Consider the following 24,613-nt stretch of genomic DNA (forward strand, 5'->3'; position numbering starts at 1 on the left):
ACCCGGTAGCGCCGGGCCATGCCCGGCGACCACCGCATCGATCAGGCCGACAACTCCAGCAGCAGCTTGTTCAGGCGTGCCACGTAAGCACCCGGGTCCTTCAGGCTGTCGCCGGCGGCCAGCGCGGCCTGGTCGAACAGCACCCTGCCCAGGTCGTCGAAACGTGCGCCATCGGCTTCCGCATCCAGCTTCGCGATCAACGGGTGGCCCGGATTGATCTCCAGCACCGGCTTGCTGTCCGGCACCTTCTGCCCGCTGGCTTCCAGGATCTGGCGCATCTGCAGGCCCAGGTCCTGCTCGCCGATGGCCAGCACCGCCGGCGAATCGGTCAGGCGGTGCGAGACGCGCACTTCGGCCACGTCATCGCCCAGCACGCTCTTCAAGCGCTCGACCAGGCCCTGCTTGTCCTTGGCTGCCGCTTCCTGCTCCTGCTTGTCGGCTTCGCTTTCCAGCGCACCCAGGTCGAGGTCTCCCCGCGCGATATCGACGAAGCCCTTGCCATCGAAATCGGTCAGGTAGCCCATCAGCCACTCATCGATGCGGTCGGTCAGCAGCAGCACTTCCACGCCCTTCTTGCGGAACACTTCCAGGTGCGGGCTGTTGCGCACCTGGCTGTAGCTCTCGCCGGTCAGGTAGTAGATCTTGTCCTGGCCTTCGGCCATGCGGCCGATGTAGTCGGCCAGCGACACGCTCTGTGCATCGCCGTCGCCACGGGTGGAGGCAAAGCGCAGCAGGCCAGCGACCTTCTCGCGGTTGTTGTAGTCCTCGGCCGGACCTTCCTTCAGCACCTGGCCGAACTCCTTCCAGAACGTGGCGTACTGCTCAGGCTTGTCGTTGGCCAGTTTCTCCAGCATGTCCAGCGAGCGCTTGGTCAGCGCGGCCTTCATCGAATCGATGACCGGGCCGGACTGCAGGATCTCGCGCGAAACGTTCAGCGACAGATCATTGGAATCAACCACGCCCTTGATGAAGCGCAGGTACAGCGGCAGGAACTGCTCGGCCTGGTCCATCACGAACACGCGCTGCACATACAGCTTCAGGCCCTTGGGCGCGTCGCGGTGGTACAGGTCGAAGGGCGCGCGACCGGGCACGTACAGCAGCGAGGTGTACTCGAGCTTGCCTTCGACCTTGTTGTGGCTCCACGCCAGCGGGTCGCTGTGGTCGTGCGCCACGTGCTTGTAGAACTCCGTGTATTCCGAATCGCTGATCTCGGTGCGCGGGCGGGTCCACAGCGCGCTGGCGCGGTTGACGGTCTCCCACTCGACGGCCGCGCCTTCTTCGGCGTCTTCCTTCGGCATCTGGATCGGCAGGCCGATATGGTCCGAGTACTTCTTGAGGATGCTGCGCAGGCGCCAACCGTCGGCGAAGTCATGCTCGCCATCCTTCAGGTGCAGCATGATCTGGGTGCCGCGCTCGGCCTTGTCGACGGTGGCGACGTCGAAATCGCCTTCGCCACGCGAGGTCCAGCGCACACCTTCGCCTGCAGCCAAGCCGGCACGGCGCGAGGTGACTTCCACTTTGTCGGCGACGATGAAAGCGCTGTAGAAGCCGACGCCGAACTGGCCGATCAGCTGCGAATCCTTCTTCTGGTCGCCGGACAGCTGGCGCAGGAAGTCGCCGGTGCCGGACTTTGCAATCGTGCCCAGGTGGGCAATCGCTTCGGCGCGGCTCATGCCGATGCCGTTGTCTTCGATGGTGATGGTGTGGGCGGCGGGGTCGAAGCTGACGCGCACGCGCAGTTCGCTGTCGCCTTCCAGCAGGGCGGGCTGGGTCAGGGCCTCGAAGCGCAGCTTGTCGGCGGCATCGGCGGCGTTGGAGACCAGCTCGCGCAGGAAGATCTCCTTGTTGGAGTACAGCGAGTGGATCATCAGCTGCAGCAGCTGCTTGACTTCGGTCTGGAAGCCAAGGGTTTCGGTCTGGGTGGTCTCGGTCATCGATAAGGCTCCGTGTGCAATGCCGCGCCAGCGCGTGCGGCCTCGCCAAGGGGTATGGCTGATTGTCCCGAAATCAAGGGGTTGTTCTGGCAGGGCTGCGCCCTGCACCCGCCGAGGCAACAGCAACAGCAACAGCGGGCATTCCGTGGGATGGCGGGGCGGTGTGGGTTGGCAGGACACGCCGTAAACCCCCCTCCGGGGTCCGGCCCAGCCGCTGGCGGCTGTGCGTTCGGGCGCTTGCGAGGCATGCCTCGCAGGCAAAGCGCCCTCACCCATGGGGGCTCGATGGCGCCTTGCTCGTGTGCGCTGTCCTGCGCACACGGCAAGACCGGGGTTGGGCGTCCTGCCCAACCCGCCCGAGGCATGCCTCGGGCCCATGGCGCCAACGGTCCTGCCAACCCACACCGCCCCGCCTTCGACAGGTTCACTCGGCTGTTGGTAGGTGTCGACCTTGGTCGACACATCTCTCAGATATCGAAATCCAAACCAGGGTCAGATCCGTTTTCCGCAGGAAAACGGATCTGACCCCAAGAGACGTTCCGACAGTTCGCAGGAAACTGTCGAAGGCGGGGTGGGTCGGGTTGTGGGGGTGTCCGCGGCATGGATGCCGCGGCCAAGCCCCCATGGACGGGTTCACGGCGTCCCCCACAACCTGACCCACCCCGCCAACCCACAGGAAACCGGCTTTTGAAGTTGCTTCGGCCGTTGCTTCGGCCTCTGCGGGTGCCGGCCGCGGGCCGGCCGAACTACAATCCCGCTCATGCTGAAATTCTCGAATACCTCCCGCCGGGGGCGCCGATGAGCGGCCGTGGCGGCAATGACGGCCAGGTCCGCATCATCGGTGGTCGCTGGCGCAATACCCGCCTGCCGGTGCCGACCCTGCCGGGCCTGCGGCCCAGCAGCGACCGCGTGCGCGAGACCCTTTTCAACTGGTTGATGCCCAGGTTGGGCGGTGCGCGGGTGCTCGATCTGTTCGCCGGCAGTGGTGCGCTGGGCCTGGAGGCGGTCTCGCGCGGTGCCGCCCACGCCACTATGGTCGAGCGCGACGCGCAGCTGGGACGCAATCTGACCACCGCCGTGGCCAAGCTGCAGGCCACCGACCAGATCACGGTCGTGCAGTCCGATGCCGTGCGCTGGCTGCAGGGTGCGCCCGCGCAGCAGGCCGACCTGGTCTTCATCGACCCGCCGTTCGCCGACGGCCTGTGGCAGGACGTGCTGGCCCAGCTGCCGCGGCACCTGGCCGCCGATGCCTGGCTGTACCTGGAGTCGCCGGCCGGCCACGTGCCGGTGCTGCCGCCGGAATGGCTGCTGCACCGCGAGGGCAGTACCCGCGAGGTGCGCTTTGCCCTGTACCGCCGCGCCACTGCTACACTTTGACCTCATCTGAACATCTGCAACCGCCCATGACCGTGGCCAACCGCCGCATCGCCGTCTATCCCGGCACGTTCGACCCCATCACCAATGGTCATATCGACCTGGTGAGCCGGGCCGCGCCGCTGTTTGAAAAGGTCGTGGTCGGTGTGGCGCAGAGCCCGTCCAAGGGCCCGGCGCTGCCGCTGGAGCAGCGCGTGCAGCTGGCGCGTGGCGCATTGGGCCACCACAGCAATGTCGAGGTGATCGGTTTCGATACGCTGCTGGCGCATTTCGTACGTTCGGTGCAGGGGGGGGTCCTGCTGCGCGGCCTGCGCGCGGTGTCCGACTTCGAGTACGAATTCCAGATGGCCAGCATGAACCGCCATCTGATTCCCGAAGTCGAGACCCTGTTCCTGACCCCGGCCGAGCAGCACAGCTTCATTTCGTCATCGCTGGTCCGCGAGATCGCGCGCCTGGGCGGCGACGTGTCCGGTTTCGTGCCGGCCGCGGTGCTGGAAGCCCTGCGCAAGGTCCGCGAGGCGAAGTCGGCGCAGTCGTAAGCCCCGCGGTACCCGCACCCCCTTTACGTACAACACCACGCACCATTCCGGGAGGAAACCCATGAACACCACCATGCGCGCGATGCTGATCGCTTCGTTGGCCCTGGCCTTCACCGCCTGCAAGAAGGAAGAGGCCGCTCCGGTCGACGAGGCCAAGCAGGCCTTGGTCGCTCCGTCCAAGGACGACGATGCAGGCTGGAAGAAGTACCTGCAGGAAGTGGCGATCCAGAACATGGGCAACATCACCAACAGCCCGTTCCTGTACTACCTCTCGCCGGAATCGGACCCGGACTTCCAGGCCAAGTACGAGCGCCAGACCGAGAGCGCGACCCAGGCAGTGGCCCGTGGCGTGCAGCCGGGCAACATGCTGGCCTTCGGTTCGTCGGCCTCGGGCAAGATGGCTGACATGATCCAGGCTGTGTTCAAGGACGTGTCGCCGGATTCGATGAAGGGCGTGCGCGTCGTCTTCATCGGCCAGTCGGCCGACAACGCCCGTGTGCAGGCTGCGATCCAGCCGACCGGTGCCGAGTACATTTTCGTCGAAGCCAAGTAATACCGAGCCATGGCGGCCATGCTCCGGCATGGCCCGGGCGGCGTCCTGCAAGGGCGCCGCTGATGACCTGACCGGCCCGCGCGCCCGCGTTGGCCGGTCCTTTGTCCCAGGGCGCGGGCGAGGAGTATCGCCGTGTCGCTGAAAATCAACGAGCTCTGCGTCAACTGCGACGTATGCGAGCCGGCCTGCCCGAACCAGGCCATTGCGATGGGTGAAACCATCTACGTGATCGACCCTGCGCGCTGCACCGAATGCGTGGGTCATTTCGACGAGCCACAGTGCGTGGTCGTCTGCCCGGTCGAATGCATCGACCCGGACCCGGAGATCGTGGAAACGGAAGACCAGCTGCTGGCCAAGCTGCGCCAGCTGCAGCACGATCACCCTGAACTCTATGCGGAGCCCCCATCCGAATGAAGACGCTGATCGTCCGCCCCCTGTTGCTGCTCGGCCTGCTGCTGAGCCCGATGGCTTGGGCCGACAGCCCGGTCCGTGCCGAGCGCCCCGATGGTGCGGCCATCGCCAGTGGCCACCGGCTGGCCACCCAGGCCGGCATCGACATCCTGGCGCAGGGCGGCAACGCTTTCGACGCTGCGGTGGCGGTGTCGTCCACGCTGGCGGTGGTCGAGCCGATCAGCTCGGGCCTTGGCGGCGGCGGTTTCTTCCTGCTGCATGATGCGGCCACTGGCAAGGACGTGATGCTGGACGCGCGCGAGACCGCGCCGGCCGCTGCGACTCCGCAGGCCTACCTGGACAAGAAGGGCGACCTCGACCGTGACCGCTCGGTCAACGGGCCGTGGTCGGCCGGCATTCCCGGCCTGCCGGCGGCGCTGGTCGAACTCTCGGCCAAGCACGGCAAGCTGCCGCTGTCGGCCTCGCTGCAGCCGGCGATCCGCATCGCGCGCGAAGGCTTCCCGGTGTACGACCGCATGGCCAAGGGCTATGCCTCGCGCCGTGAAGTGATGGAGCGCTACCCGGGGACACGCGAGGTCTACCTGCGCAACGGCAAGCCGATCGCCACCGGCGACCTGTTCCAGCAGCCGGAACTGGCGCAGACCCTGGAACGCCTCGCCGCTGACGGCTTCGATGGTTTCTACAAGGGCCAGACCGGCAAGCTGCTGCTGGCCGGCGTGAAGCAGGCCGGTGGCAAATGGACCGCCGAGGAGCTGTCGGGCTACCGCGTGAAGCTGCGCGAGCCGATCGTCTTCAACTACCGCGACTGGAAGATCACCACGGCGTCGCCGCCGTCTTCCGGTGGCATCGCGCTCGCGTCGATGCTGCAGATCCTGGAAGGCTGGGACCTGAAGTCGATGGATGAGGCCCACCGCACCCACCTGGTGGTGGAAGCGATGCGCCGTGCCTACCGTGACCGCACTTTCTTCCTCGGCGATCCGGACTTCGTGCAGATCCCGCAGAAGGTGCTGGTCAGCAAGGACTACGCACAGGGCCTGCGCGCCACCATCCATCCTGAGAAGGCCACGCCCAGCGACCTGCTGTCGGGCAACCCGACCCCGCTGGAGGACGACGAGACCACCCATTTCTCGATCATCGACCGCGACGGCAACCGCGTCGGTGCCACCCAGACCGTCAACCTGCTGTATGGCTCGGGCCTGATTCCGAAGGGCACCGGCGTGCTGCTGAACAACGAGATGGACGACTTCGCACTGAAGCCGGGTACGCCCAACGCGTTCGGCGTGATGGGCTATGAGGCCAATGCGCCGAAGCCGGGCAAGCGCATGCTCAGCTCGATGACGCCGACCTTCATGGAGAACGCCGACAAGGTGGTGGTACTGGGCACGCCGGGTGGCAGCCGCATCATCACCATGGTGCTGCTGGGCATCCTTGGCTACGACGCGGGCCTGGACGCGCAGCAGGTCGCTGCGCTGCCGCGCTACCACCACCAGTGGCTGCCGGACCTGATCGAAGCCGAGAACGATGCGTTCGACGCCGACACGGTAAAGCAGCTGCAGGCGATGGGCCACAAGATCGACCTGCCGGGCAATGTCGCCGCCGGTGGCCGTGGCTCCAGCCACGTCTGGGGCAACCTGCAGACCGTGGAATGGGACCGCAAGGCGAACAAACTGTTCGGTGGCAGCGACCCGCGTAACCCGGTGGGCAGTGCCCAGGTTGTACCGGCACGCTGATGCTCCGGTAGCGCCGGGCCATGCCCGGCGGACGGAGAGCCTGAAGACCCCGCCTTTACCGGCGGGGTTTTCCGTTTCCAATCTAGCGATTATTTAACGAGCCGACGCCGATAATTGGCGCATGAAACTCTGGTCGATTCGTGGAAACTCGCAGCGCCTTGATGGCGGTGCGATGTTTGGTAACGCGCCGCGCGCGTTGTGGGAAAAATGGGCGGCACCGGACGAGCTCAATCGCATCGAGCTGGCCTGCCGTGCGCTGCTTGCCAGCCCGCTGGAAGGCAAGACGGTGCTGTTTGAAACCGGTATTGGTGCCTTCTTCGATCCACGCATGCGCGAACGCTACGGCGTGCAGGAAAGCCAGCACGTGCTGATCGATTCGCTGCGCGAAGCCGGTTTCGAGCACGAGGATATCGACGTGGTGGTTCTCAGCCACCTGCACTTCGATCACGCCGGGGGCCTGCTCGCGGCCTGGAGCGAAGGGCGTGAGCCGGAGCTGCTGTTCCCCAACGCGACCTATGTGGTCGGTGCGCAGCACTGGCAGCGTGCGCTGCAGCCGCACCCGCGTGACCGTGCCAGCTTCATTCCGGAACTGCCGGGCCTGCTGCAGGCCAGTGGCCGTCTGGAAGTGGTGGACGGCGAATATTCGAAGGCGCTGGGGCGCACCGTGCGTTTCAGTTACAGCGACGGCCACACGCCGGGGCTGATGCTGGCCGAAATCGTCGGCCACGCGCGCGCCGATGAATCACCGAAGGGCGGCGTGGTGTTCTGCGCCGATCTGATTCCGGGCCGCTCGTGGGTGCACGTGCCGATCACCATGGGCTACGACCGCAACGCCGAGCTGCTGATCGACGAGAAACGGCAGTTCCTCGAAGACAAGCTGGCGCGCAACGTGCATCTGTTCTTCACCCACGACCCGCAGGTGGCGCTGGCGCAGCTGGGCCGCGATGACAAGGGCCGTTTCGTGACCCTGCACGAGCAGGGCGAGCTGAAGGCGCGCGCCCTGGGGTAAGGGTAGAGCCGAGCCTACGCTCGGCTGCTCCCCTGAACGGTCATGCACGTTACGGATTCCTGAGCCGAGCATGGGCTCGGCTCTACGTCACTGCCATTACGACGCCTTCAGGCAGCTGCTCATGAAGGTCTTGCGTGCATCACCGGCCAGCTTCTTCGTACCCGCATCGGCGTTGCACTTGCGCATGCGTTCCTGCGGCGTGGTCGCAGCCTTGCTGTCGGTAGCGTGGCCGCTGAGGCAGGAGCTCTGCGCGGTCTTGTAGGCGTCGCCCTTGAGCCCCTTGTTCTTGGCCGAGCAGTCGGCCATGCGCTGCTGCTGCGGAGTGGTGGCGTTGGCAGCCAAGGGCAGGCCGACCAGCAGGACGGCGGCCAGCAGGAAAGAGGCTTTCATCGGGAGCTCCAAGGGTGGCGGGTGCGCGGAGCATTCGCCTCCCGGCGCCAAGAGCACGTGAAGAATCGCAACGCGGCCGCGACGCCACGCGCTGTTGGGGTCAGAACCCTTTCGGCACGAAAGGGCTCTGACCCCGCTGGAATTCAGCCGACGCGGGTGCCGAAGATGCGATCACCGGCATCGCCCAGACCGGGCAGGATGTAACCCTTTTCGTTGAGCTGGGCATCGATGGCCGCGGTGTAGATCTCCACGTCCGGGTGCACGGCCTTGACCGCCTCGATGCCTTCCGGCGCGGCGACCAGGAAGATGCCCTTGATGCGGCGGGCACCGGCACGCTTGAGCATGTCGATGGTGGCGATCAGGGTGCCGCCGGTAGCCAGCATCGGATCCAGGATCAGCGCATCGCGCTCTTCCAGGCGACCGGTCAGGCGCTCGAAGTAGGGTACCGGCTGCAGGGTTTCCTCATCGCGCTGCAGGCCGACCACGCTGACGCGGGCCGCCGGGATCAGCGACAGCACGCCGCTCAGCATGCCCAGGCCGGCGCGCAGGATCGGCACCACGGTGATCTTGGCCCCGGCAATGCGCTGTACGGTGACCGGGCCGGCCCAGCCGGGCAGGGTGTGCGGTTCAGTCTCCAGGTCAGCGGTGGCCTCGTAGGCCAACAGCGTGCCCAGCTCGTTTGCCAGTTCGCGGAAATCCTTGGTGCTGAGCGCGGCGTTGCGCATCAGGCCGATCTTGTGCTGCACCAGCGGGTGGCGCACTTCGACGATCTTCATGGTCGGGAAGGGGGAAGAAGGAGAGAGGACGCCATTTTGCCGGATCGGCGGGCCGAACCCAAACCTGGCCCGGAGCGGCCTTACATGAAATGTGCAGGCGCATGTCACGGCCATGCAACCTTGCGGACATACCGTGCAGACCCATTCTTAACAGGAATGGGGATTCCCAGTGCATATCAAGACTCCGTTGGCCGTTGCCATCACCCTGACCCTGGCGATGGGGGCCGCAGCTCCGCTGCAGGCGGCCGGGCAACAGGCGGTTGCCGCCACCGGCGCCGTGGCCACTGATGCGGTCGACCTGGACCGAATCGAAGTGCGCGCCCAGCTCGAATCACAGATCCGCGCGGTTGACCTCAAGCGCAGCAGTGATGCGATCGAAGATGCCGTGTCCTCCGATGCACTGGGCCAGTACCCGGACAAGAATGTCGCCGAATCGCTGCAGCGACTGCCGGGCATCAGCGTGACCCGCGACCAGGGCGAAGGGCGCTTTGTGGTCATCCGCGGCCTGGATGCCAACCTCAACAGCGTCAGCGTCGATGGCATTGCCATCGGTACGCCGGAAGATTCCAGCCGCGCCGCACCGCTGGATGTGATTCCGTCCGATTCCACCGAGCGCCTGCGCGTGGTGAAGTCGCCGACCCCGGACATGCCGGGTGATGCCATCGGTGGCGCCGTGCTCGTGGAGTCGGCCTCGGCCTTCGACCGCGACGGTCGCAGCCTGCGTGGCAAGATCGAAGGCAGCCATCAGCAGCTCTCGGGTGAGACCAGCCCCAAGGCTGCCTTCAACTACAGCGAAGTGTTCAACGACACCTTCGGTGTGGCGCTGGGCGTGAACTACCAGAAGCGCAAGTTCGAGTCGGACAACACCGAAGTGGAGTATGACGGCGAGGACGATGCCGTCCCCGGCGATGTCACCGCGATCAACCTGCAGCACCGCAAGTACGAGATCGAGCGCAAGCGCATCGGTGCCAACCTCAACCTTGACTGGCGCCCGAATGAAGACAGCAAATACTACCTGCGCACGCTGTACAGCCAGTTCGACGATGCGGAGACCCGCCAGCGCGTGATCTTCAACTTCGACGATGCGAAGATGGTCAAGACCGGCACCGACCAGTATCGGCTGGATGGCATGCCGAAGGATTCCATCGACAAGCGCATGCGCTACCGCACCAAGAAGGAAAACACCTTCGCGGCAAGTCTCGGTGGCGAGAACAAGCTGACCAACGCCGTGGTCGATTACCGGATCGGCTACACCCGTACCGAAGAGCGGGTGAACGACGAGATGGAGGCCCGTTTCAAGCTCGATGGCAAGGCCTTCAATGGCACCCTCGACCAGCGCAGCCGCCTGCCCAGCTACAGCTTCGACAACCCGCAGTGGCTGGACAACGGCAACTACGCGTTCGACCGCTTCGTGCTCTCGCCCAAGCAGGTCAACGACAAGGAACACAGCGCGCAGATCAACGTACGCTTTGACGGCGACAGCAGCAGCATCAAATTCGGCCTGCTGGGCCGCTGGCGCGACCGCGACGTGAATGTGGATGAGCGCGAACTGCGCGTCGGCCCGAAGGTGGCGCTGTCGAGCTGGAGCACCTCCTCGCCGGAGCACCGCCACGGCAATCTGGGTGACGGCATGGATTCGGCCGCAATGCGTGCTTTCTGGGCGGCCAATGGCGGCCAGTACAGCGCCCGTCCCCAGGATGCCGGTGGCAACGCGATGACATCGCTGGAAGAGGACTACGTGGCCAGTGAAGACATCTTCGCCAGCTACGCCATGGGTACCTGGGATGTGGGCGCACTGCGCATCATCGGCGGTGTGCGCGTGGAGAACACCCAGTTCAAGGCGACCGGCAACCAGGTGGACGTGGCCGCCAACGGGCGCAGCTTCACGGTTACCCCGCGCGTGGCCAACAGCAGCTACACCAACGTGCTGCCGGGCCTGCACCTGCGCTACGACGCGGCCGATGACTGGGTACTGCGCGCCTCGGCCAACAAGACCGTATCGCGTCCTTCCTTCGGCGATGTCTCGCCACGCGTGGGCTACAGTCGCGGCGACGAGGAAGTGCGCCTGGGTAATCCGGAACTGGATCCGTACGAGTCGAAGAACATCGACCTGTCGGTGGAGAAGTACATCGGCAGCACCGGTATCGTTTCACTTGGCCTGTTCCACAAGTCGATCGATGGCTACATCGTGCAAACGGTGCGGACCAATGACCCCGCTTATGGCGGCTTCGACGTGACCCAGCCGATCAATGGCCGCAAGGCCACCGTGCGCGGTGCGGAATTCAACTGGCAGCAGCAGCTGGCGTTCCTGCCAGCGGGCCTGGACGGCCTGCTGGTCGGTGCCAGCGGTACCTGGCTGGATACCAAGTTCGATGCCGGCATCAAGGACCGTGCCGGGGAGGATTTCACCCTGCCGCGCGCCTCCAAGCATGTCTATAGCGCACACATCGGCTATGAAAAGTACGGTGTGAGCACACGCCTGGCGGCGGTATACCGTAGCGAGTACCTGGACAGCATCGGCAAGGGGCGTGCGTTCGACATCTATGTGGCACCCAACACCCAGCTCGATTTCTCGCTGGACTACAAGTTCACCCCGCGCGTGAGCGTGTATTTCGAAGCGCAGAACCTGCTGGACAAGCCGCTGGAGCTGTACCAGGGCACGCGTTCGCGCACTCTGCAGATGGAAGAGTATGGTCGTACCTACGCGCTCGGCCTGAAGGTGGCACTGTGATGGGGCGCCGCATCCCGGTCCTTGCCGCGGCATTGGCGGCTGCTCTGCTGGCAGGCTGCACGCCGGCCACCGGCAATGATCCGGCCGTCGCCGCCACGGCAGCGAAGCCCGCGGCGCAGCGGGCGGTGGTGACCATCGCCGAGGCATTTGTCACTCCACTGACCCCGGCCGACAACATCGATTCGCCGGCGGCGTGGCGTGCGCCGGATGGCAAGCTGTGGCTGATTGCCACCGCCAAGGCCACCGACAAGCTGGTGGTCTACGATGGCAGCACCGGCCAGCACCTGCGTGACGTTGGCAGCAGCGGCACCGGGCCAGGGCAGTTCGATCGCCCAAACGGCATCGCGGTGACCGACGACCTGCTGTGGATCGTTGAGCGCGACAATTATCGCGTGCAGGTGCTGAGCCTGCCGGACTTCATCCCGCTGGCAACGTTCGCTGCCGAGGATCTGCGCAAACCGTACGGGCTGTGGGTCGACCGCCGTGCCGATGGCTACAGCGTCTACGTCACCGACTCCTGGGACAACGGCGAGGATGCGCAGGGGCGTGACATCCTGCCGCCGCTGGCCGAACTCGACAAACGCGTGCGCCAGTACCACGTGACCCGCGACGGTGCCAGGGTTGAAGCGAAGCGCGTGGCGGACATCGGGGATACCAGCGAGGCTGGCGCATTGCGTGTGGTGGAATCGATCTGGGGCGATCCGGAGAACGATCGCCTGTTGATCGCCGAAGAGGATGAAAGCTACGCCAGCGAGTTCAAGGTCTACACCCTGGCCGGGCGTTTCACCGGCACCACCTTCGGCCGCGATGTGTTCAAGGCGCAGGCTGAAGGCGTGACCCTGCGCACCTGTGGCAAGGACGGCTGGTGGATCACCACCGAACAGGGCAAGCAGCGCAGCGTGTTCCATCTGTTCGACCGGCATACGCTGAAGCCGGTGGGCGCGTTCCAGGGCAATACGGTAGCCAACACCGATGGCATCTGGTTGATGCAGCCGGCCAGCCCGCGCTTCCCGCACGGTGCGCTGTACGCAGTGCATGACGACCAGGGCGTGGTCGCGTTCGACTGGGAGAGCATCGCCAAGCAGCTCGCGCTGCCGCTGGAGTGTGGCGCATGAACGGCCGGTGCGTGATGCGTTCGCTGGTGCTTGGCCTGCTGCTGGCATTGCCGTCGCTGGCGTCTGCCGCGGCCGAGCCGAATACCCAGCTGCCGGCGGGCAGCCGCTACTACGCCGCATCCACGGTGCCGGACCGCATCGTCGCCTCGCCGGCGGTCGATCCCAGTCGTGGCTTCGCCGTGGCCTGGCGCACTGATGGCAGCGTGCACGCGCCGCTGCTGGAGATTGCCGTGGCCGGAGACTCACCGGCCATCGAGGGCATCCGCCAGGTGCGTGCGACGACCCGCGCGCTGCAGACCGAGAACGGGCTGTCGCATCATCATCGCGCGGACATCAGCGGCCTGCAGCCGGATACCCAGTACGTCTACCGCGTACAGGGCAATGGCAGCTGGAGCGCCTGGAACCAGCTGCGTACGCTGGCCGCCGCCGACCAGCCGTTGACGCTGCTGTACTTCGGCGATACCCAGAACAAGAACGTCAGCCATGTCAGCCGCGTGATCCGTGCCGCGCAGAAGGCCGCACCGGAGGCACGCATGAGCCTGTTCGCCGGTGACCTGGTCAGCGGCGGCGACAACATGGATGACAGCGAGTGGGGCGAGTGGTTCGCTGCCGCTGGCTGGCTGGCGCAGGAAACACTGGTGGCGCCGGCCATCGGCAACCACGAGTACTTCGAGGAATTCGAGGACACCCCGCAGGAACGCCGCGTGCTGGGCAAGCATTGGCCGGTGACGTTCGCGCTGCCGGGCAATGGCGCCAGCGCAGCACAGCAGACCAGCTACTGGTTCGATGCGCAGGGCGTGCGCGTGGCCGTGGTTGATGGCACTTCGGCGCTCGACCTTGGCACGGCCAAGGCACAGGCGCAGTGGCTGGAAAAGGTGCTGACCGGCAATCCGCAGCCATGGACCATCGTGCTGCTGCACCAGCCGTTCTACTCACCGCGCGAGGGCCGCGAGAACGCGGCGCTGCGTGATGTGCTGTTGCCGGTGGTGCGCCGCCACAACGTGGACCTGGTGCTGCAGGGCCACGATCACACCTACGGCCGCCGTGGTGAAGGGCAGGCCGCCACGCCGCAGTATGTGGTGACCGTGGCCGGGCCCAAGCAGTACCGCCTTTCCGACGAAGCACGCAGGACGATGGATCCGGTGGCCGAAGACACCCAGCTGTTCCAGGTGCTGCACATCGACCCGCAGCAATTGCGTTACGAGGCACGCACGGTGACCGGTCGCCTGTACGACGCGTTCGAGCTGCGTCGTGATGCCACGGGCGGCAAGCAGCGGCTGGAGCAGCGCGAGGGCCGCATCACTTCGCGTGAATGCCCCCGTGCGCAGACTGCCAAAGGTCGCGCAGACCGTTGTTGGGAGTGAGAGGAAGCGCCATGACGACACGCCGTATCGTCCCGATGGCCGCCATCGGCGGTGCACTGCTGCTTCTGGCCGGTGCGGTTGCCGCCGCCGACGCGGTGCTGCATCCGTTCCTGGTCGCGCAGCCGAAGCAGGCCCCGCAGGAGGTGAACCTGGCGGTGGAGATCCCCGCTGGCAGCTTCACCAAGTACGAAATCAAGGAAGACGGTTTGGTACACGTAGACCGCTTCCAGTCGATGCCGGTGGCCTATCCGGCCAACTACGGTTCGATGCCGCGCACCTTGGCCGGCGACAACGATCCGCTGGATGCGCTGGTGTTGACCCGCGAGCCACTGCATCCGGGCGTGATCGTGCGCTTCCGGCCGATCGGCTACCTGAAGATGATCGACGGCGGCGAGCATGACGAGAAGATCATCGGTGTTCCCACCGACAAGGTCGACCCGACCTACGCCAACATCCGTGACCTGAAGGATCTGCCGGAGGTCGAGCGCCAGCGCATCGAGGCCTTCTTCCGGGTCTACAAGGACCTGCCGGCGGGGCGCAATCCGGTGCAGCTCAACGGCTGGGGCGATGCCGCCGAAGCGCGTGTGCTGATCAGCGAGGCGATGCAGCGTTTCGAGAAGTAGATCCATGCCATGCATGGATTCAGCCTCGCAGTGTCTCCAGCAGGCACTCGGCATCCAGGCGGTTGCCAAGCACCTGCGCAACGGCCTGCACCGCGGCTTCCTCGTGCACGGCACGGATGCCCCCATCGTCATCATCGTCGTAGAGGTCGTCGCCGGCCTCCAGATACACGGTGCCGGCCGCGGCCAGAACCGCCATCAGGGTGGGTACATCGGCAACAATCTCGCCGGCATCCAGCAGACCGGCACCGTGGTGACTGAACAGCACGCGGCCGTCGTCCAGGTCGAGGATGAACGGGTCAGCGCCGCGATCGGCAATCACCAGCCAGTTGGAGGGCCAGCTGTCGATGGGCTCGCCGCTGACGCCGTTCCAGCGGTAACCGGCTTGGTGGCGCCACAGACGCTGCAGCGGGGGTATCCAGACATCGAGGCCCGGAATGGTGATGCCGGAGTTGCCCACCTTCGAATTGATCTCATGACCCAGCGGTCCCACCTGCGCGTAGAAGCGCGCCAGCACCGGTGGTAACGGGAGCGGTCCCTGCCAGTCACCTTCGTGCTGGGCCCGCAGCAGCCCGAAGCGGGCAAATGAGGCGTGCAGATCATCCATGGCGGGGTCCAAAGAGGAGCGGCCCAGCAGACTAGCAGACGGGGTCTGCGTGCAACGCCTTCACCGCCGCTGGCTATCATGTGCGCCTTCCACAACGAAGGCGGTGCATGTGTCGGTAGCGTTGCTATGGTTCCGCCGTGATCTGCGGCTGCAGGACAATCCTGCCCTGCAGGCCGCGCTGGATGCCGGTCACGATGTGGTACCGGTCTACATCCACGCGCCGCACGAGGAAGGCGAGTGGGTACCCGGTGCGGCCTCGGATGCGTGGCGCCACCATTCGCTGGCGGCACTGGATGCCGACCTGCGTTCGCGCGGTTCTTCGCTGGTACTGCGCAGCGGCGACAGCCTAGCCACGCTGCAGGCACTGATCAAACAGACCGGCGCCGAGGCGGTGTTCTGGAACCGCAAGTACGAACCGGCCACCCAGCCGCGCGACGCCACCATCAAGCGCACGCTGCGCGAGCAGGGCATCGACGCACAGAGCTGCAATGGCAGCCTGCTGTTCGAGCCGTGGGACATCGCCACCCAGCAGGGCCAGCCGTACAAAGTATTCACGCCGTACTGGCGCAACGTGCTCAGCCACTGGCGCCTGCCCGCGCTGCAGGCCGCACCGAAGGCGCTGACGGCGCATTCGGTCGACAGCCTCGGGCTGGAGGAGTTGCGGCTCGCGCCCACGCTGGACTGGGACACCGGCTTCTGGGAGCACTGGCAGCCGGGCGAAGCCGGAGCACTGGAGGCACTGTCCGTGTTCGAGGACGGCGCGTTGCGCGGTTACCGCGAGCAGCGCGACCTGCCGGATCGCGTAGGCACCTCTCGAATGTCGCCGCACCTGCATTTCGGCGAGATCGCCCCGTGGCGCATCGCCCATGCGTTGGAAGGCCTGCGCAGTGCGGGCACCGATGCCGATATCGATGGTTACCTGCGCCAGCTGGGCTGGCGCGATTTCGCCTACCACCTGCTGCACCACTTCCCGAAGACGCCCACCGAGAACCTCAACCCACGCTTTGACCGTTTCCCGTGGGCAACACCGAGTGCCGCGCAACTGCACGACTGGCAGCGCGGCAACACCGGCGTGCCGATCGTCGATGCTGGCCTGCGTGAGCTGTGGCATACCGGCTACATGCATAACCGGGTGCGCATGATCGTGGCCAGCTACCTGTGCAAGCACCTGCGTGCGCACTGGCTGCACGGTGCGCGCTGGTTCTGGGACACCCTGGTCGATGCCGACCTGGCCAACAACACGATGGGGTGGCAGTGGGTGGCCGGGACCGGCGCCGATGCCGCGCCGTACTTCCGCGTGTTCAACCCGGTCACCCAGGCTGAGAAGTTCGACCCGCAGGCCCGCTATATCAGCCGCTGGGTACCCGAGCTGGCAGCATTGCCGGTGAAAGCGCGCTTCGCGCCCTGGCAGCATCCGTTGCTGCTGGCCGCACATGCCCCGGGCTATCCGCGTACGCCGCTGGTGGATCTGGCGGTTGGCCGCGATGCCGCGCTGGCTGCTTACCGGCAGTCGGGAGCGGGGTAAAGTGCGGGCTGGCCGATCCGGTCAGTTAGCTGAACGCGGCCCTGTCGGCGCGCCCGATCATCATTCCGGCATCGCACCGGGCTGTTTATTCTCTTTGCGCCCGCAGGCCGCCGGCCGACCGGAAACCAAGGAGAACCTCATGATCCGCAACACCACCCGCAACGTCGCACTGGCCCTGATGAGTGCGGCCGTCCTGTCGGCCTGCGCCACCGGCGGCTCCTACGTACAGAGTGACCAGTACGGCAACCCGACCGAGCAGCAGAACCGCACCGGCCGCAACGCGCTGATCGGTACCGCCATCGGCGTGGCCGCCGGCCTGTTGACCGGTGACAGCGCCACGGAGCGTCGTCAGCACGCGCTGATCGGCGCCGGTATCGGCGCGCTCAGCGGCGCGGCCGTTGGCCAGTACCAGGACCGCCAGGAACGTGCACTGCGCGAGCGCACCGCCAACACCGGCATCGATGTGCAGCGCCAGGGCGACAACATCATGCTGAACCTGCCGGACGGCATCACCTTCGACTTCGGCAAGGCGACCCTGAAGCCGCAGTTCTACGGCTCGCTCAACGGTGTTGCAGGTACCCTGCGTGACTACAACCAGACCATGATCGAAGTGGTCGGCCACACCGACAGCATCGGCAGTGACGCAGTGAACAACCGCCTGTCCAAGGAACGCGCCGACTCGGTCGCGCAGTACCTGGTCGGCCAAGGTGTGCAGAGCGTGCGCATCGAAACCCTGGGCGCAGGCAAGTCCTACCCGATTGCCGACAACAGCACCGATGCCGGCCGCGCCAAGAACCGCCGCGTCGAGATTCGTGTGATTCCGCTCAAGCAATAACGCTACGCGTTATTGCTTGAGCCGGTCCGGCCATCGGCCGGAACGAAAATGCCGCCCTTGCAGGCGGCATTTTTGTGGGTGCCGAGCGTTGCTCGGCACGCCGATAGCACATGTAGAGTCGAGCCATGCTCGACTGCTTTGCATATCAGCCGAGCATGGCCCGGCTCTACAGATGCGAACCCGTGCCGACCTTGGTCGGCGCGGTTCCAGAAGCAAAGTCGAGCATGGCTCGACTCTACATGGAGCTGCACCGCGCGCCGGATAGATCCATGCCGTGCGTGGACGCGTCCGGTCATGCCGCCGAAGCGGCCACCTTCTCCAGAATCCGCTTGCCGCTGCTTTCCAGCGCGGCGTCTTCCTTTTCCCGCTGCTGCTGCGCCAGTTTCGCGCCCGGGCACTGGGCCAGCATGTAGTTCGCGTCGAAGTTGAGCTTCTCGACCAGGAAGTCGACGAATGCACGCACCTTCGGCGAGACCAGGCGGCCGCCGGCGAACACGGCATTGAAGTCCACCTCCGGCCCGGTCCAGCCAGCCAGAACGCGGCGCACCATGCCTGATTCGACGAACGGCTTGGCCATCACGTCGCCGGTCAGCAGCAGGCCTTCGCCACACACCAGCGCACCATTGAGCGCGGACATGTCGTTGGCGGTCATCAGCGGCGTGACCGGGAAGTCACGCAGCTCGCCACCGTTCTCGCCCAGCTGCCAGGTGAAGCGCGGCGAGTTGCCGGTGTGGTACGGCTTGCGCATCGCCAGGATGCGATGGAACTGCAGCTCTTCCGGATGCAGCGGCTCACCATAGCGTTCGATGTAGGCCGGGCTGGCGAACACCTGCGTGCGCAGGCTGCCGAGCTTGCGTGCCACCAGGTTGGAATCGGGCAGGGCACCCACGCGCAAAGCCAGATCGGCTTCGCCGGCAATCAGGTCCAGCTTCTCGTTGCCCATATGCATGTCGAGGCGGATCTCCGGGTACTGCGCATGGAACTGGCCCAGTAGTGGTGCGATCCAGGTGATGCCGATCGAGTAGGGCACGGTGAAGCGCAGCCAGCCGCGTGGGCCGGACTGCAGCTGGCTGACCGCGCTCTCGGCTTCTTCCAGTTCGCGCGCGATGCGCTGGCAGTGTTCGTGGTAGATCGAGCCGGCTTCGGTCAGGCCAAGGCGGCGCGTGGTCCGGTGCAGCAGGCGCGCACCCAGGCGCGTCTCCAGTTCCTGCACCTTGCGGCTGACCGTGGTCTTGGGCAGGCCGAGCGATTTGGCAGCGGCAATGAAACTGCCTTGCTCGACCACTTTGACGAAGATCAGCGTCTCGTTGAGATCGTGGGACATGGTCGGGGATCCTGGACGTCGGGGATGGGACAATCGTGACAGAACGATTGGACCGGGAGCGGGATGATTATTCCCCTTAATCAGGACTAATCAAGTAAAGGTTTGAGGTCTATCGTGGCGCCATTCGTTATTTGGAGCCCGTCCGCCATGAGCCTGCGCAACATTCTTGCCCGTCTCCGGAACGCCGGCCAGAGCACCCTGGACCTGGCAATGACCGTTGAAGTCCGCCCGAGTTCCTTGGTACACAAGGACTTCCGTGAGTTTACCGCGCCCATGCGTCAGCAGCGTGGCGGTGCCATCCGCCTGGTCCCACACAAGGGCGACCGACTGCGCCGAATTGGGACTATCCCGGATTTGGGAGGAAATGTCCCGTGAATGGGATGCTGACGCCAGAAGTTCTGGTTCTCGGCGGCACCGGTGCCGTGGGTCAGGGCGTGGTTGGCGCACTGTTGGAAGCCGGTAGCCCGGTGCTGGTGGTTGGCCGCGATCCGGGCCGACTGGCGGCGCTGCATGAGCAGTTCGCCGATGAGCCAGGCCTGGAAACGCTGCTCGGCTCGCTCAGCGACGATGGTTCGGCGCGCGCGCTGGCTGAGCGCGTCGCGCAGCGCCCGCGCCCGCTGGCTGCCGTGATCGCGGCCATGGGCGGTCCTTACCGGCGTGGCCGCGTGGTCGATCGCAATGGCAATGAACTGCTCGGCGCGCTGCAGGCTGACCTGATGCCGCACGTGCACGCGGTGCGCCACCTGCTGCCGTTGCTGCAGGAGAACGTGCACGCACGTCGCTACGTGATGATCGGCAGCCCGGCCGCCGTGAAGCCATGGGCCGGTTACGGCGAAAGCTCGATCACGGCTGCCGCGATGCGCATGTACGCGCAGGTGGTGCACCAGGAAGCGCAGGCGATCGGCGTGCGCGCGCAGATGCTGGAAGTCTGCAGCCCGGTGTGTACCCCGGCCAACGCGGCCAATGCCTGCATCGAGTGGCCGAGCTCGCTGCTGGTCGGCCGTCGCGTGGTCTCGCTGCTGGATGGATGCCGCGACAACCGCGCCGTCGTCCGTTGTGACAGCAGTGATGCCGAACTGCCGCGTGGCCTGCTGCACCTGGAAATTCCACCTTTGTGGCGCGATACCGCAGGCGTTGCTTGACCTCGACCTTGGTTGAGGTCGCAGGATACGCCGCCCGTTTTTGCAACACGTTCTCATCTAGCTGTACCACCCCTCCGTACGGATGCATGCCATGACTTCCCCCAATACCACCCCACATCGTTTCGGCCATCGCATCGCGATGGTCGGCGTGTCGATCCTCGCCGCAGCCGTGCTTGCGGCCTGCAGCGGCGGCCACGCCGAAGAAGCGGGCGCACCGCCGCCGCCGCAGGTCAGTGCCGCGCCGGTCCTGGTCAAGCAGGTCAGCCAGTGGGACGAGTTCAGCGGCCGCGTCGAGGCGGTGCAGAGCGTTGAACTTCGCCCGCGCGTGTCCGGCTACATCGACAAGGTCAACTACGTCGAAGGCCAGGAAGTGAAGAAGGGCGAAGTGCTCTTCACCATCGACGCGCGCAGCTACCAGGCCGAGTACGACCGCGCTGCTGCCGAACTGGCCCGCGCTCGCACCCAGGCCACCCTGGCCCGCAGCGAGTCCGAGCGTGCCAAGCGGCTGTCCGAGCAGCAGGCCATTTCCACCGAGACGGCCGAGCAGCGTCGCGCTGCGGCCGACCAGTCCGGTGCGGCCGTGCAGGCGGCGCAGGCGGCGCTGGATGCCGCTCGCCTCAACCTGGAGTTCACCAAGGTGCGGGCCCCGATCGACGGCCGTGCCGGCCGCGCGATGGTTACCGCCGGCAACCTGGTCACCGCCGGCGACAGCGCCAGCGTGCTGACCACGCTGGTGTCGCTGGATACCGTGTTCGTCTACTTCGATGCCGACGAAAGCACCTTCCTGCGCTACGCACAGATGGCACGCAAGGGCGAACGCCCGAGCGAGCGTGACAGCGATCTGCCGGTGAAGGTCGGCTTGTCCGGTGAAGAGGGCTACCCACATTCGGGCAAGGTCGACTTCCTCGACAACCAGGTGGCCCGCAGCACCGGCACCATCCGCGTCCGTGCACTGCTGGACAATGCCGACCGCCAGTTCACCCCGGGCCTGTTCGCCCGTGTGCAACTGCTCGGCAGCGGCCAGTTCCAGGCCCTGCTGATCGACGACAAGGCGGTGCTGACCGACCAGGACCGCAAGTACGTGTACGTGGTCGACAAGGATGGCAAGGCCCAGCGCCGTGACATCCAGCTCGGTCGCACCGCCGACGGCCTGCGCATCGTCGAACACGGCCTGGCGGCCGGCGACAAGGTGATCATCGACGGCGTGCAGAAGGTCTTCATGCCGGGCATGCCGGTGCAGGCCAAGGCCGTGGCGATGCAGCCGCAGGCTGCGCCGCCGGCCCCGGGTCGCGATGCCACCGCTGCACTGAACCACTGATCCGCGTCCCCGCTTAGCTGCCGGCGCCAGCGGCAGCCTCCCCTGCCTTCGTCATCTCGGCGAGGGGCGGGGAGGCTGTTGCCCGCCGAACGCCTTTCCCAGGAATTCCTCCATGGACTTTTCCCGTTTCTTCATCGACAGGCCGATCTTCGCGGCGGTGCTGTCGATCGTGATCTTCGCCGCAGGCCTGATCACGATTCCGATCCTGCCGATCAGCGAGTACCCGGAAGTGGTGCCGCCGTCGGTGGTGGTGCGCACGGTGTATCCGGGCGCCAACCCCAAGGTCATTGCCGAGACCGTCGCCACGCCGCTTGAAGAAGCAATCAACGGCGTCGAAGGCATGATGTACCTGAAGTCGGTTGCCGGTTCCGACGGCGTGCTGCAGATGACCGTCACCTTCCGCCCGGGCACCGACCCGGACGCGGCGGCGGTGAAGGTGCAGAACCGCGTGGCGCAGGCGCAGGCGCGCCTGCCCGAGGACGTGCGCCGGCAGGGCGTGACCACGCAGAAGCAGTCGCCGACCTTCCTGATGGTGGTGCACCTGACCTCGCCGCAAGGCAAGTACGACACCCTGTACCTGCGCAACTACGCCCGCCTGCACGTCAAGGATGCGCTGGCGCGTATTCCGGGCGTGGGTGATGCGCAGATCTTCGGTGGTGGCGACTACGCCATGCGTGCCTGGCTGGACCCGGACAAGGTCGCATCGCGCGGCCTGACCGCCAGTGACGTGGTGCGCGCCATGCGCGAGCAGAACGTGCAGGTCTCGGCCGGCCAGCTGGGCGCCGAACCGCTGCCGAACAGCCAGTTCCTGACCCTGATCAATGCCCAGGGCCGCCTCAAGTCCGAGAAGGAATTCGGCGACATCGTGCTCAAGAGCGGTGTGGATGGCGAGATCGTGCGCCTGGCCGACGTGGCCCGCCTGGAACTGGGCGCCGGTGACTACACCCTGCGCTCGCAGCTGGACGGCAAGAACGCGGTGGGTATCGGTATCTTCCAGTCGCCGGGTGCCAATGCACTGGAGATCCGTGACCAGGTCATCTCGACGATGGACGAGATGCAGAAGACCATGCCGGCCGACGTGAAGTACGAAGCGGTGTATGACACCACCATCTTCGTGCGCGACTCGATCAAGGCCGTGGTCTCCACGCTGCTGGAAGCCATCGCCCTGGTGGTGCTGGTGGTGATCCTGTTCCTGCAGACCTGGCGTGCTTCGATCATCCCGTTGATTGCGGTGCCGGTGTCGGTGGTGGGTACCTTCGCCGCGCTGTACCTGCTGGGCTTCTCGATCAATACGCTGAGCCTGTTCGGCCTGGTGCTGGCGATCGGCATCGTGGTCGACGACGCGATCGTGGTGGTGGAGAACGTCGAGCGCAACATCGAGGAAGGCCTGTCGCCCACTGCGGCGGCACACCAGGCCATGCGTGAGGTGTCCGGCCCGATCGTGGCGATCGCGCTGGTGCTGTGTGCCGTGTTAGTGCCGATGGCGTTCCTGTCCGGTGTCACCGGCCAGTTCTACAAGCAGTTCGCGGTCACCATCGCCATTTCCACGGTGATCTCGGCGATCAATTCGCTGACCCTGTCGCCGGCCCTGGCCGCGCGCCTGTTGAAGCCGCATGACGCGGCCAAGGACGCTCCGACCCGGATCATCGACCGCCTGTTCGGCTGGGTGTTCCGTCCGTTCAACCGCTTCTTCAAGTCCAGCTCGGAGAAGTACGAGCGTGGCGTGTCGAAGATCCTCGGCCGTCGCGGTGCGGTGTTCGTGGTCTACGCGATCCTGCTGGTCGGCACCGGCGTGATCTTCAAGCTGGTGCCGCCGGGCTTCATCCCGACCCAGGACAAGCTGTACCTGATCGCGGGCGTGAAGCTGCCGGAAGGTTCGTCGATCGCGCGTACCGATGAAATGCTGCGCAAGGTTGCCAAGATCGCCCAGGAAACCGATGGCGTGGCCCACACCATTTCGTTCCCGGGCCTGAACGCGCTGCAGTTCACCAATACCCCGAATACCGGTGTGGCATTCATTCCGCTCAAGCCGTTCGCCGAGCGTCATGGCCGTACCGCCGCGCAGATCAATGCCGAGATCAACCAGAAGATCGCCGGCCTGCAGGAGGGCTTCGCGTTCGCGATGATGCCGCCGCCGATCCTCGGCCTGGGCAACGGCAACGGCTACCAGATGTTCATCGAGGACCGTGGCAACCTGGGTTACGGCGCGCTGCAGAACGCCGTGCAGGCGATGCAGGGTACCGTCGCGCAGACCCCGGGCATGGCCTTCCCGATCAGCAGTTACCAGGCCAACGTGCCGCAGCTGGATGCTGAAGTGGACCGCGTCAAGGCCAAGGCGCAGGGCGTGCAGCTCACCGAGCTGTTCGACACGCTGCAGACCTATCTCGGTTCGGCCTACGTCAACGACTTCAACCAGTTCGGTCGTACCTGGCAGGTGATCGCCCAGGCCGACGGCCCGTTCCGCGAGAGCGTCGAGGACATCGGCAAGCTGCGTACCCGCAACGACCGTGGCGAGATGGTGCCGATCGGTTCGATGGTCACCATCAAGCAGACCTTCGGCCCGGACCCGGTGCTGCGCTTCAACGGCTACCCGGCGGCGGACCTGGCCGGTGAAGCCGACCCGCGCCTGCTGTCTTCGGCCGAGGCGATGAACAAGCTGACCGAGATCGCCGGCAAGGTGCTGCCGGTAGGCATGACCACCGAATGGACCGACCTGAGCTACCAGCAGGCGACCCAGGGCAAGGCGGCCTTCATCGTGTTCCCGGTGGCGATCATGCTGGCCTTCCTGGTGCTGGCCGCGCTGTACGAGAGCTGGTCGCTGCCGCTGGCGGTGATCCTGATCGTGCCGATGACCCTGTTGTCCGCGCTGTTCGGCGTGTGGCTGACCGGCGGTGACAACAACGTGTTCGTGCAGGTCGGCCTGGTGGTGTTGATGGGCCTGGCGTGCAAGAACGCGATCCTGATCGTCGAATTCGCCAGAGAGCTGGAGATGGGCGGCAAGGGCATCGTTGAATCGGCACTGGAAGCCTGCCGCCTGCGTCTGCGCCCGATCGTGATGACCTCCATCGCGTTCATCGCCGGCACGGTGCCGCTGGTGCTGTCGCATGGTGCGGGCGCTGAAGTGCGCTCGGTGACCGGTATCACCGTGTTCGCCGGCATGCTGGGCGTGACCCTGTTCGGCCTGTTCCTGACGCCGGTCTTCTACGTGGCCCTGCGCAAGTTCGTCACCCGCAATGGCGGTGGCAAGCTGGTGCAGCACGGCGAGCCGACCATTCATCACTGACATGGAACCCCGTCGCCGCCGGTCACTGGCCGG

The 24,613-nt window shown here is 65.8% G+C and carries 21 protein-coding genes; 16 read left to right on the forward strand and 5 right to left on the reverse strand.

Annotation, left to right across the window (positions count from 1 at the left end):
- Positions 1 to 41: 41 nt before the first annotated feature.
- A complete protein-coding gene (gene htpG / locus AC0Z6F_RS02850) occupies positions 42 to 1,934 on the reverse strand; it encodes a molecular chaperone HtpG (protein WP_485616800.1) in 1,893 nt (630 codons plus the stop codon).
- A gap of 798 nt (positions 1,935 to 2,732) precedes the next feature.
- Here htpG and rsmD point away from each other — a divergent pair.
- From rsmD to AC0Z6F_RS02880, 6 genes are all read left to right on the forward strand, one after another.
- The gene (gene rsmD / locus AC0Z6F_RS02855; RefSeq protein ID WP_012510717.1) at positions 2,733 to 3,311 is read left to right on the forward strand and encodes a 16S rRNA (guanine(966)-N(2))-methyltransferase RsmD; all 579 of its coding nucleotides are present in this window, start codon (positions 2,733 to 2,735) and stop codon (positions 3,309 to 3,311) included.
- Between the two features lie 26 nt (positions 3,312 to 3,337).
- Complete coding sequence (gene coaD, locus AC0Z6F_RS02860) at positions 3,338 to 3,847, forward strand: pantetheine-phosphate adenylyltransferase (protein ID WP_008267036.1); 510 nt, start codon at positions 3,338 to 3,340, stop codon at positions 3,845 to 3,847.
- 61 nt (positions 3,848 to 3,908) lie between these two features.
- Positions 3,909 to 4,400, forward strand: coding sequence for a hypothetical protein (locus AC0Z6F_RS02865; protein ID WP_004153167.1), 492 nt, complete (start codon positions 3,909 to 3,911; stop codon positions 4,398 to 4,400).
- Between the two features lie 132 nt (positions 4,401 to 4,532).
- The gene (locus tag AC0Z6F_RS02870; RefSeq protein ID WP_004153175.1) at positions 4,533 to 4,814 is read left to right on the forward strand and encodes a YfhL family 4Fe-4S dicluster ferredoxin; all 282 of its coding nucleotides are present in this window, start codon (positions 4,533 to 4,535) and stop codon (positions 4,812 to 4,814) included.
- A complete protein-coding gene (gene ggt, locus AC0Z6F_RS02875; protein WP_004153176.1) occupies positions 4,811 to 6,541 on the forward strand; it encodes a gamma-glutamyltransferase in 1,731 nt (576 codons plus the stop codon). Before AC0Z6F_RS02870 ends, ggt begins: the two co-directional genes overlap by 4 nt.
- A 121-nt stretch (positions 6,542 to 6,662) precedes the next feature.
- On the forward strand, positions 6,663 to 7,550 hold the full coding sequence (locus tag AC0Z6F_RS02880) for an MBL fold metallo-hydrolase (protein WP_004153182.1): 888 nt from the start codon (positions 6,663 to 6,665) through the stop codon (positions 7,548 to 7,550).
- Between the two features lie 96 nt (positions 7,551 to 7,646).
- On the opposite strand, the gene AC0Z6F_RS02885 is transcribed toward AC0Z6F_RS02880, so the two are convergent.
- Together AC0Z6F_RS02885 and upp are read right to left on the reverse strand one after the other, a co-directional pair.
- The gene (locus AC0Z6F_RS02885) at positions 7,647 to 7,940 is read right to left on the reverse strand and encodes a PsiF family protein (protein ID WP_004153183.1); all 294 of its coding nucleotides are present in this window, start codon (positions 7,938 to 7,940) and stop codon (positions 7,647 to 7,649) included.
- Positions 7,941 to 8,083: 143 nt separating this feature from the next.
- A complete protein-coding gene (gene upp, locus AC0Z6F_RS02890; protein ID WP_065722903.1) occupies positions 8,084 to 8,716 on the reverse strand; it encodes a uracil phosphoribosyltransferase in 633 nt (210 codons plus the stop codon).
- Between the two features lie 217 nt (positions 8,717 to 8,933).
- Between upp and AC0Z6F_RS02895 the strand changes: the two genes are divergently transcribed.
- From AC0Z6F_RS02895 to AC0Z6F_RS02910, 4 genes are read left to right on the forward strand one after another with little or no spacing between them, the layout of a single operon-like run.
- On the forward strand, positions 8,934 to 11,447 hold the full coding sequence (locus tag AC0Z6F_RS02895; RefSeq protein ID WP_485616814.1) for a TonB-dependent receptor: 2,514 nt from the start codon (positions 8,934 to 8,936) through the stop codon (positions 11,445 to 11,447).
- Positions 11,447 to 12,562: a phytase gene (locus tag AC0Z6F_RS02900; protein WP_485616799.1), complete on the forward strand. Its 1,116-nt coding sequence runs from the start codon at positions 11,447 to 11,449 to the stop codon at positions 12,560 to 12,562. The genes AC0Z6F_RS02895 and AC0Z6F_RS02900 overlap by 1 nt, the downstream gene beginning before the upstream one ends.
- Positions 12,559 to 13,926: a purple acid phosphatase family protein gene (locus AC0Z6F_RS02905; protein ID WP_485616797.1), complete on the forward strand. Its 1,368-nt coding sequence runs from the start codon at positions 12,559 to 12,561 to the stop codon at positions 13,924 to 13,926. Before AC0Z6F_RS02900 ends, AC0Z6F_RS02905 begins: the two co-directional genes overlap by 4 nt.
- 11 nt (positions 13,927 to 13,937) lie before the next feature.
- Positions 13,938 to 14,549: an inorganic diphosphatase gene (locus AC0Z6F_RS02910; protein WP_485616796.1), complete on the forward strand. Its 612-nt coding sequence runs from the start codon at positions 13,938 to 13,940 to the stop codon at positions 14,547 to 14,549.
- A 19-nt stretch (positions 14,550 to 14,568) separates the two neighbouring features.
- Here AC0Z6F_RS02910 and AC0Z6F_RS02915 read toward each other — a convergent pair whose 3' ends face one another.
- The gene (locus tag AC0Z6F_RS02915; protein ID WP_012510722.1) at positions 14,569 to 15,153 is read right to left on the reverse strand and encodes a hypothetical protein; all 585 of its coding nucleotides are present in this window, start codon (positions 15,151 to 15,153) and stop codon (positions 14,569 to 14,571) included.
- Between the two features lie 109 nt (positions 15,154 to 15,262).
- On the opposite strand from AC0Z6F_RS02915, the gene AC0Z6F_RS02920 reads away from it, so the two are divergent.
- Both AC0Z6F_RS02920 and AC0Z6F_RS02925 read left to right on the forward strand, forming a co-directional pair.
- Complete coding sequence (locus tag AC0Z6F_RS02920) at positions 15,263 to 16,678, forward strand: cryptochrome/photolyase family protein (RefSeq protein ID WP_485616795.1); 1,416 nt, start codon at positions 15,263 to 15,265, stop codon at positions 16,676 to 16,678.
- Between the two features lie 139 nt (positions 16,679 to 16,817).
- On the forward strand, positions 16,818 to 17,513 hold the full coding sequence (locus AC0Z6F_RS02925; RefSeq protein ID WP_012510724.1) for a YiaD family glycine zipper/OmpA-like lipoprotein: 696 nt from the start codon (positions 16,818 to 16,820) through the stop codon (positions 17,511 to 17,513).
- Between the two features lie 292 nt (positions 17,514 to 17,805).
- Here the strand turns inward: AC0Z6F_RS02925 and AC0Z6F_RS02930 are convergent, their stop codons facing one another.
- A complete protein-coding gene (locus AC0Z6F_RS02930) occupies positions 17,806 to 18,837 on the reverse strand; it encodes a LysR family transcriptional regulator (protein WP_012510725.1) in 1,032 nt (343 codons plus the stop codon).
- A gap of 147 nt (positions 18,838 to 18,984) precedes the next feature.
- Here AC0Z6F_RS02930 and AC0Z6F_RS02935 point away from each other — a divergent pair, with 147 nt between their 5' ends.
- From AC0Z6F_RS02935 to AC0Z6F_RS02950, 4 genes are all read left to right on the forward strand, one after another.
- Complete coding sequence (locus AC0Z6F_RS02935; RefSeq protein ID WP_012510726.1) at positions 18,985 to 19,212, forward strand: hypothetical protein; 228 nt, start codon at positions 18,985 to 18,987, stop codon at positions 19,210 to 19,212.
- Positions 19,209 to 19,979, forward strand: coding sequence for an SDR family NAD(P)-dependent oxidoreductase (locus AC0Z6F_RS02940; protein ID WP_012510727.1), 771 nt, complete (start codon positions 19,209 to 19,211; stop codon positions 19,977 to 19,979). The genes AC0Z6F_RS02935 and AC0Z6F_RS02940 overlap by 4 nt, the downstream gene beginning before the upstream one ends.
- Before the next feature lie 91 nt (positions 19,980 to 20,070).
- On the forward strand, positions 20,071 to 21,297 hold the full coding sequence (locus tag AC0Z6F_RS02945) for an efflux RND transporter periplasmic adaptor subunit (protein WP_012510728.1): 1,227 nt from the start codon (positions 20,071 to 20,073) through the stop codon (positions 21,295 to 21,297).
- A 112-nt stretch (positions 21,298 to 21,409) separates the two neighbouring features.
- Positions 21,410 to 24,580: an efflux RND transporter permease subunit gene (locus AC0Z6F_RS02950; RefSeq protein WP_485616793.1), complete on the forward strand. Its 3,171-nt coding sequence runs from the start codon at positions 21,410 to 21,412 to the stop codon at positions 24,578 to 24,580.
- The last annotated feature ends 33 nt before the right edge of the window (positions 24,581 to 24,613 follow it).

The sequence above is a fragment of the Stenotrophomonas sp. 1L-E-5-B-C3 genome, assembly GCF_057292075.1.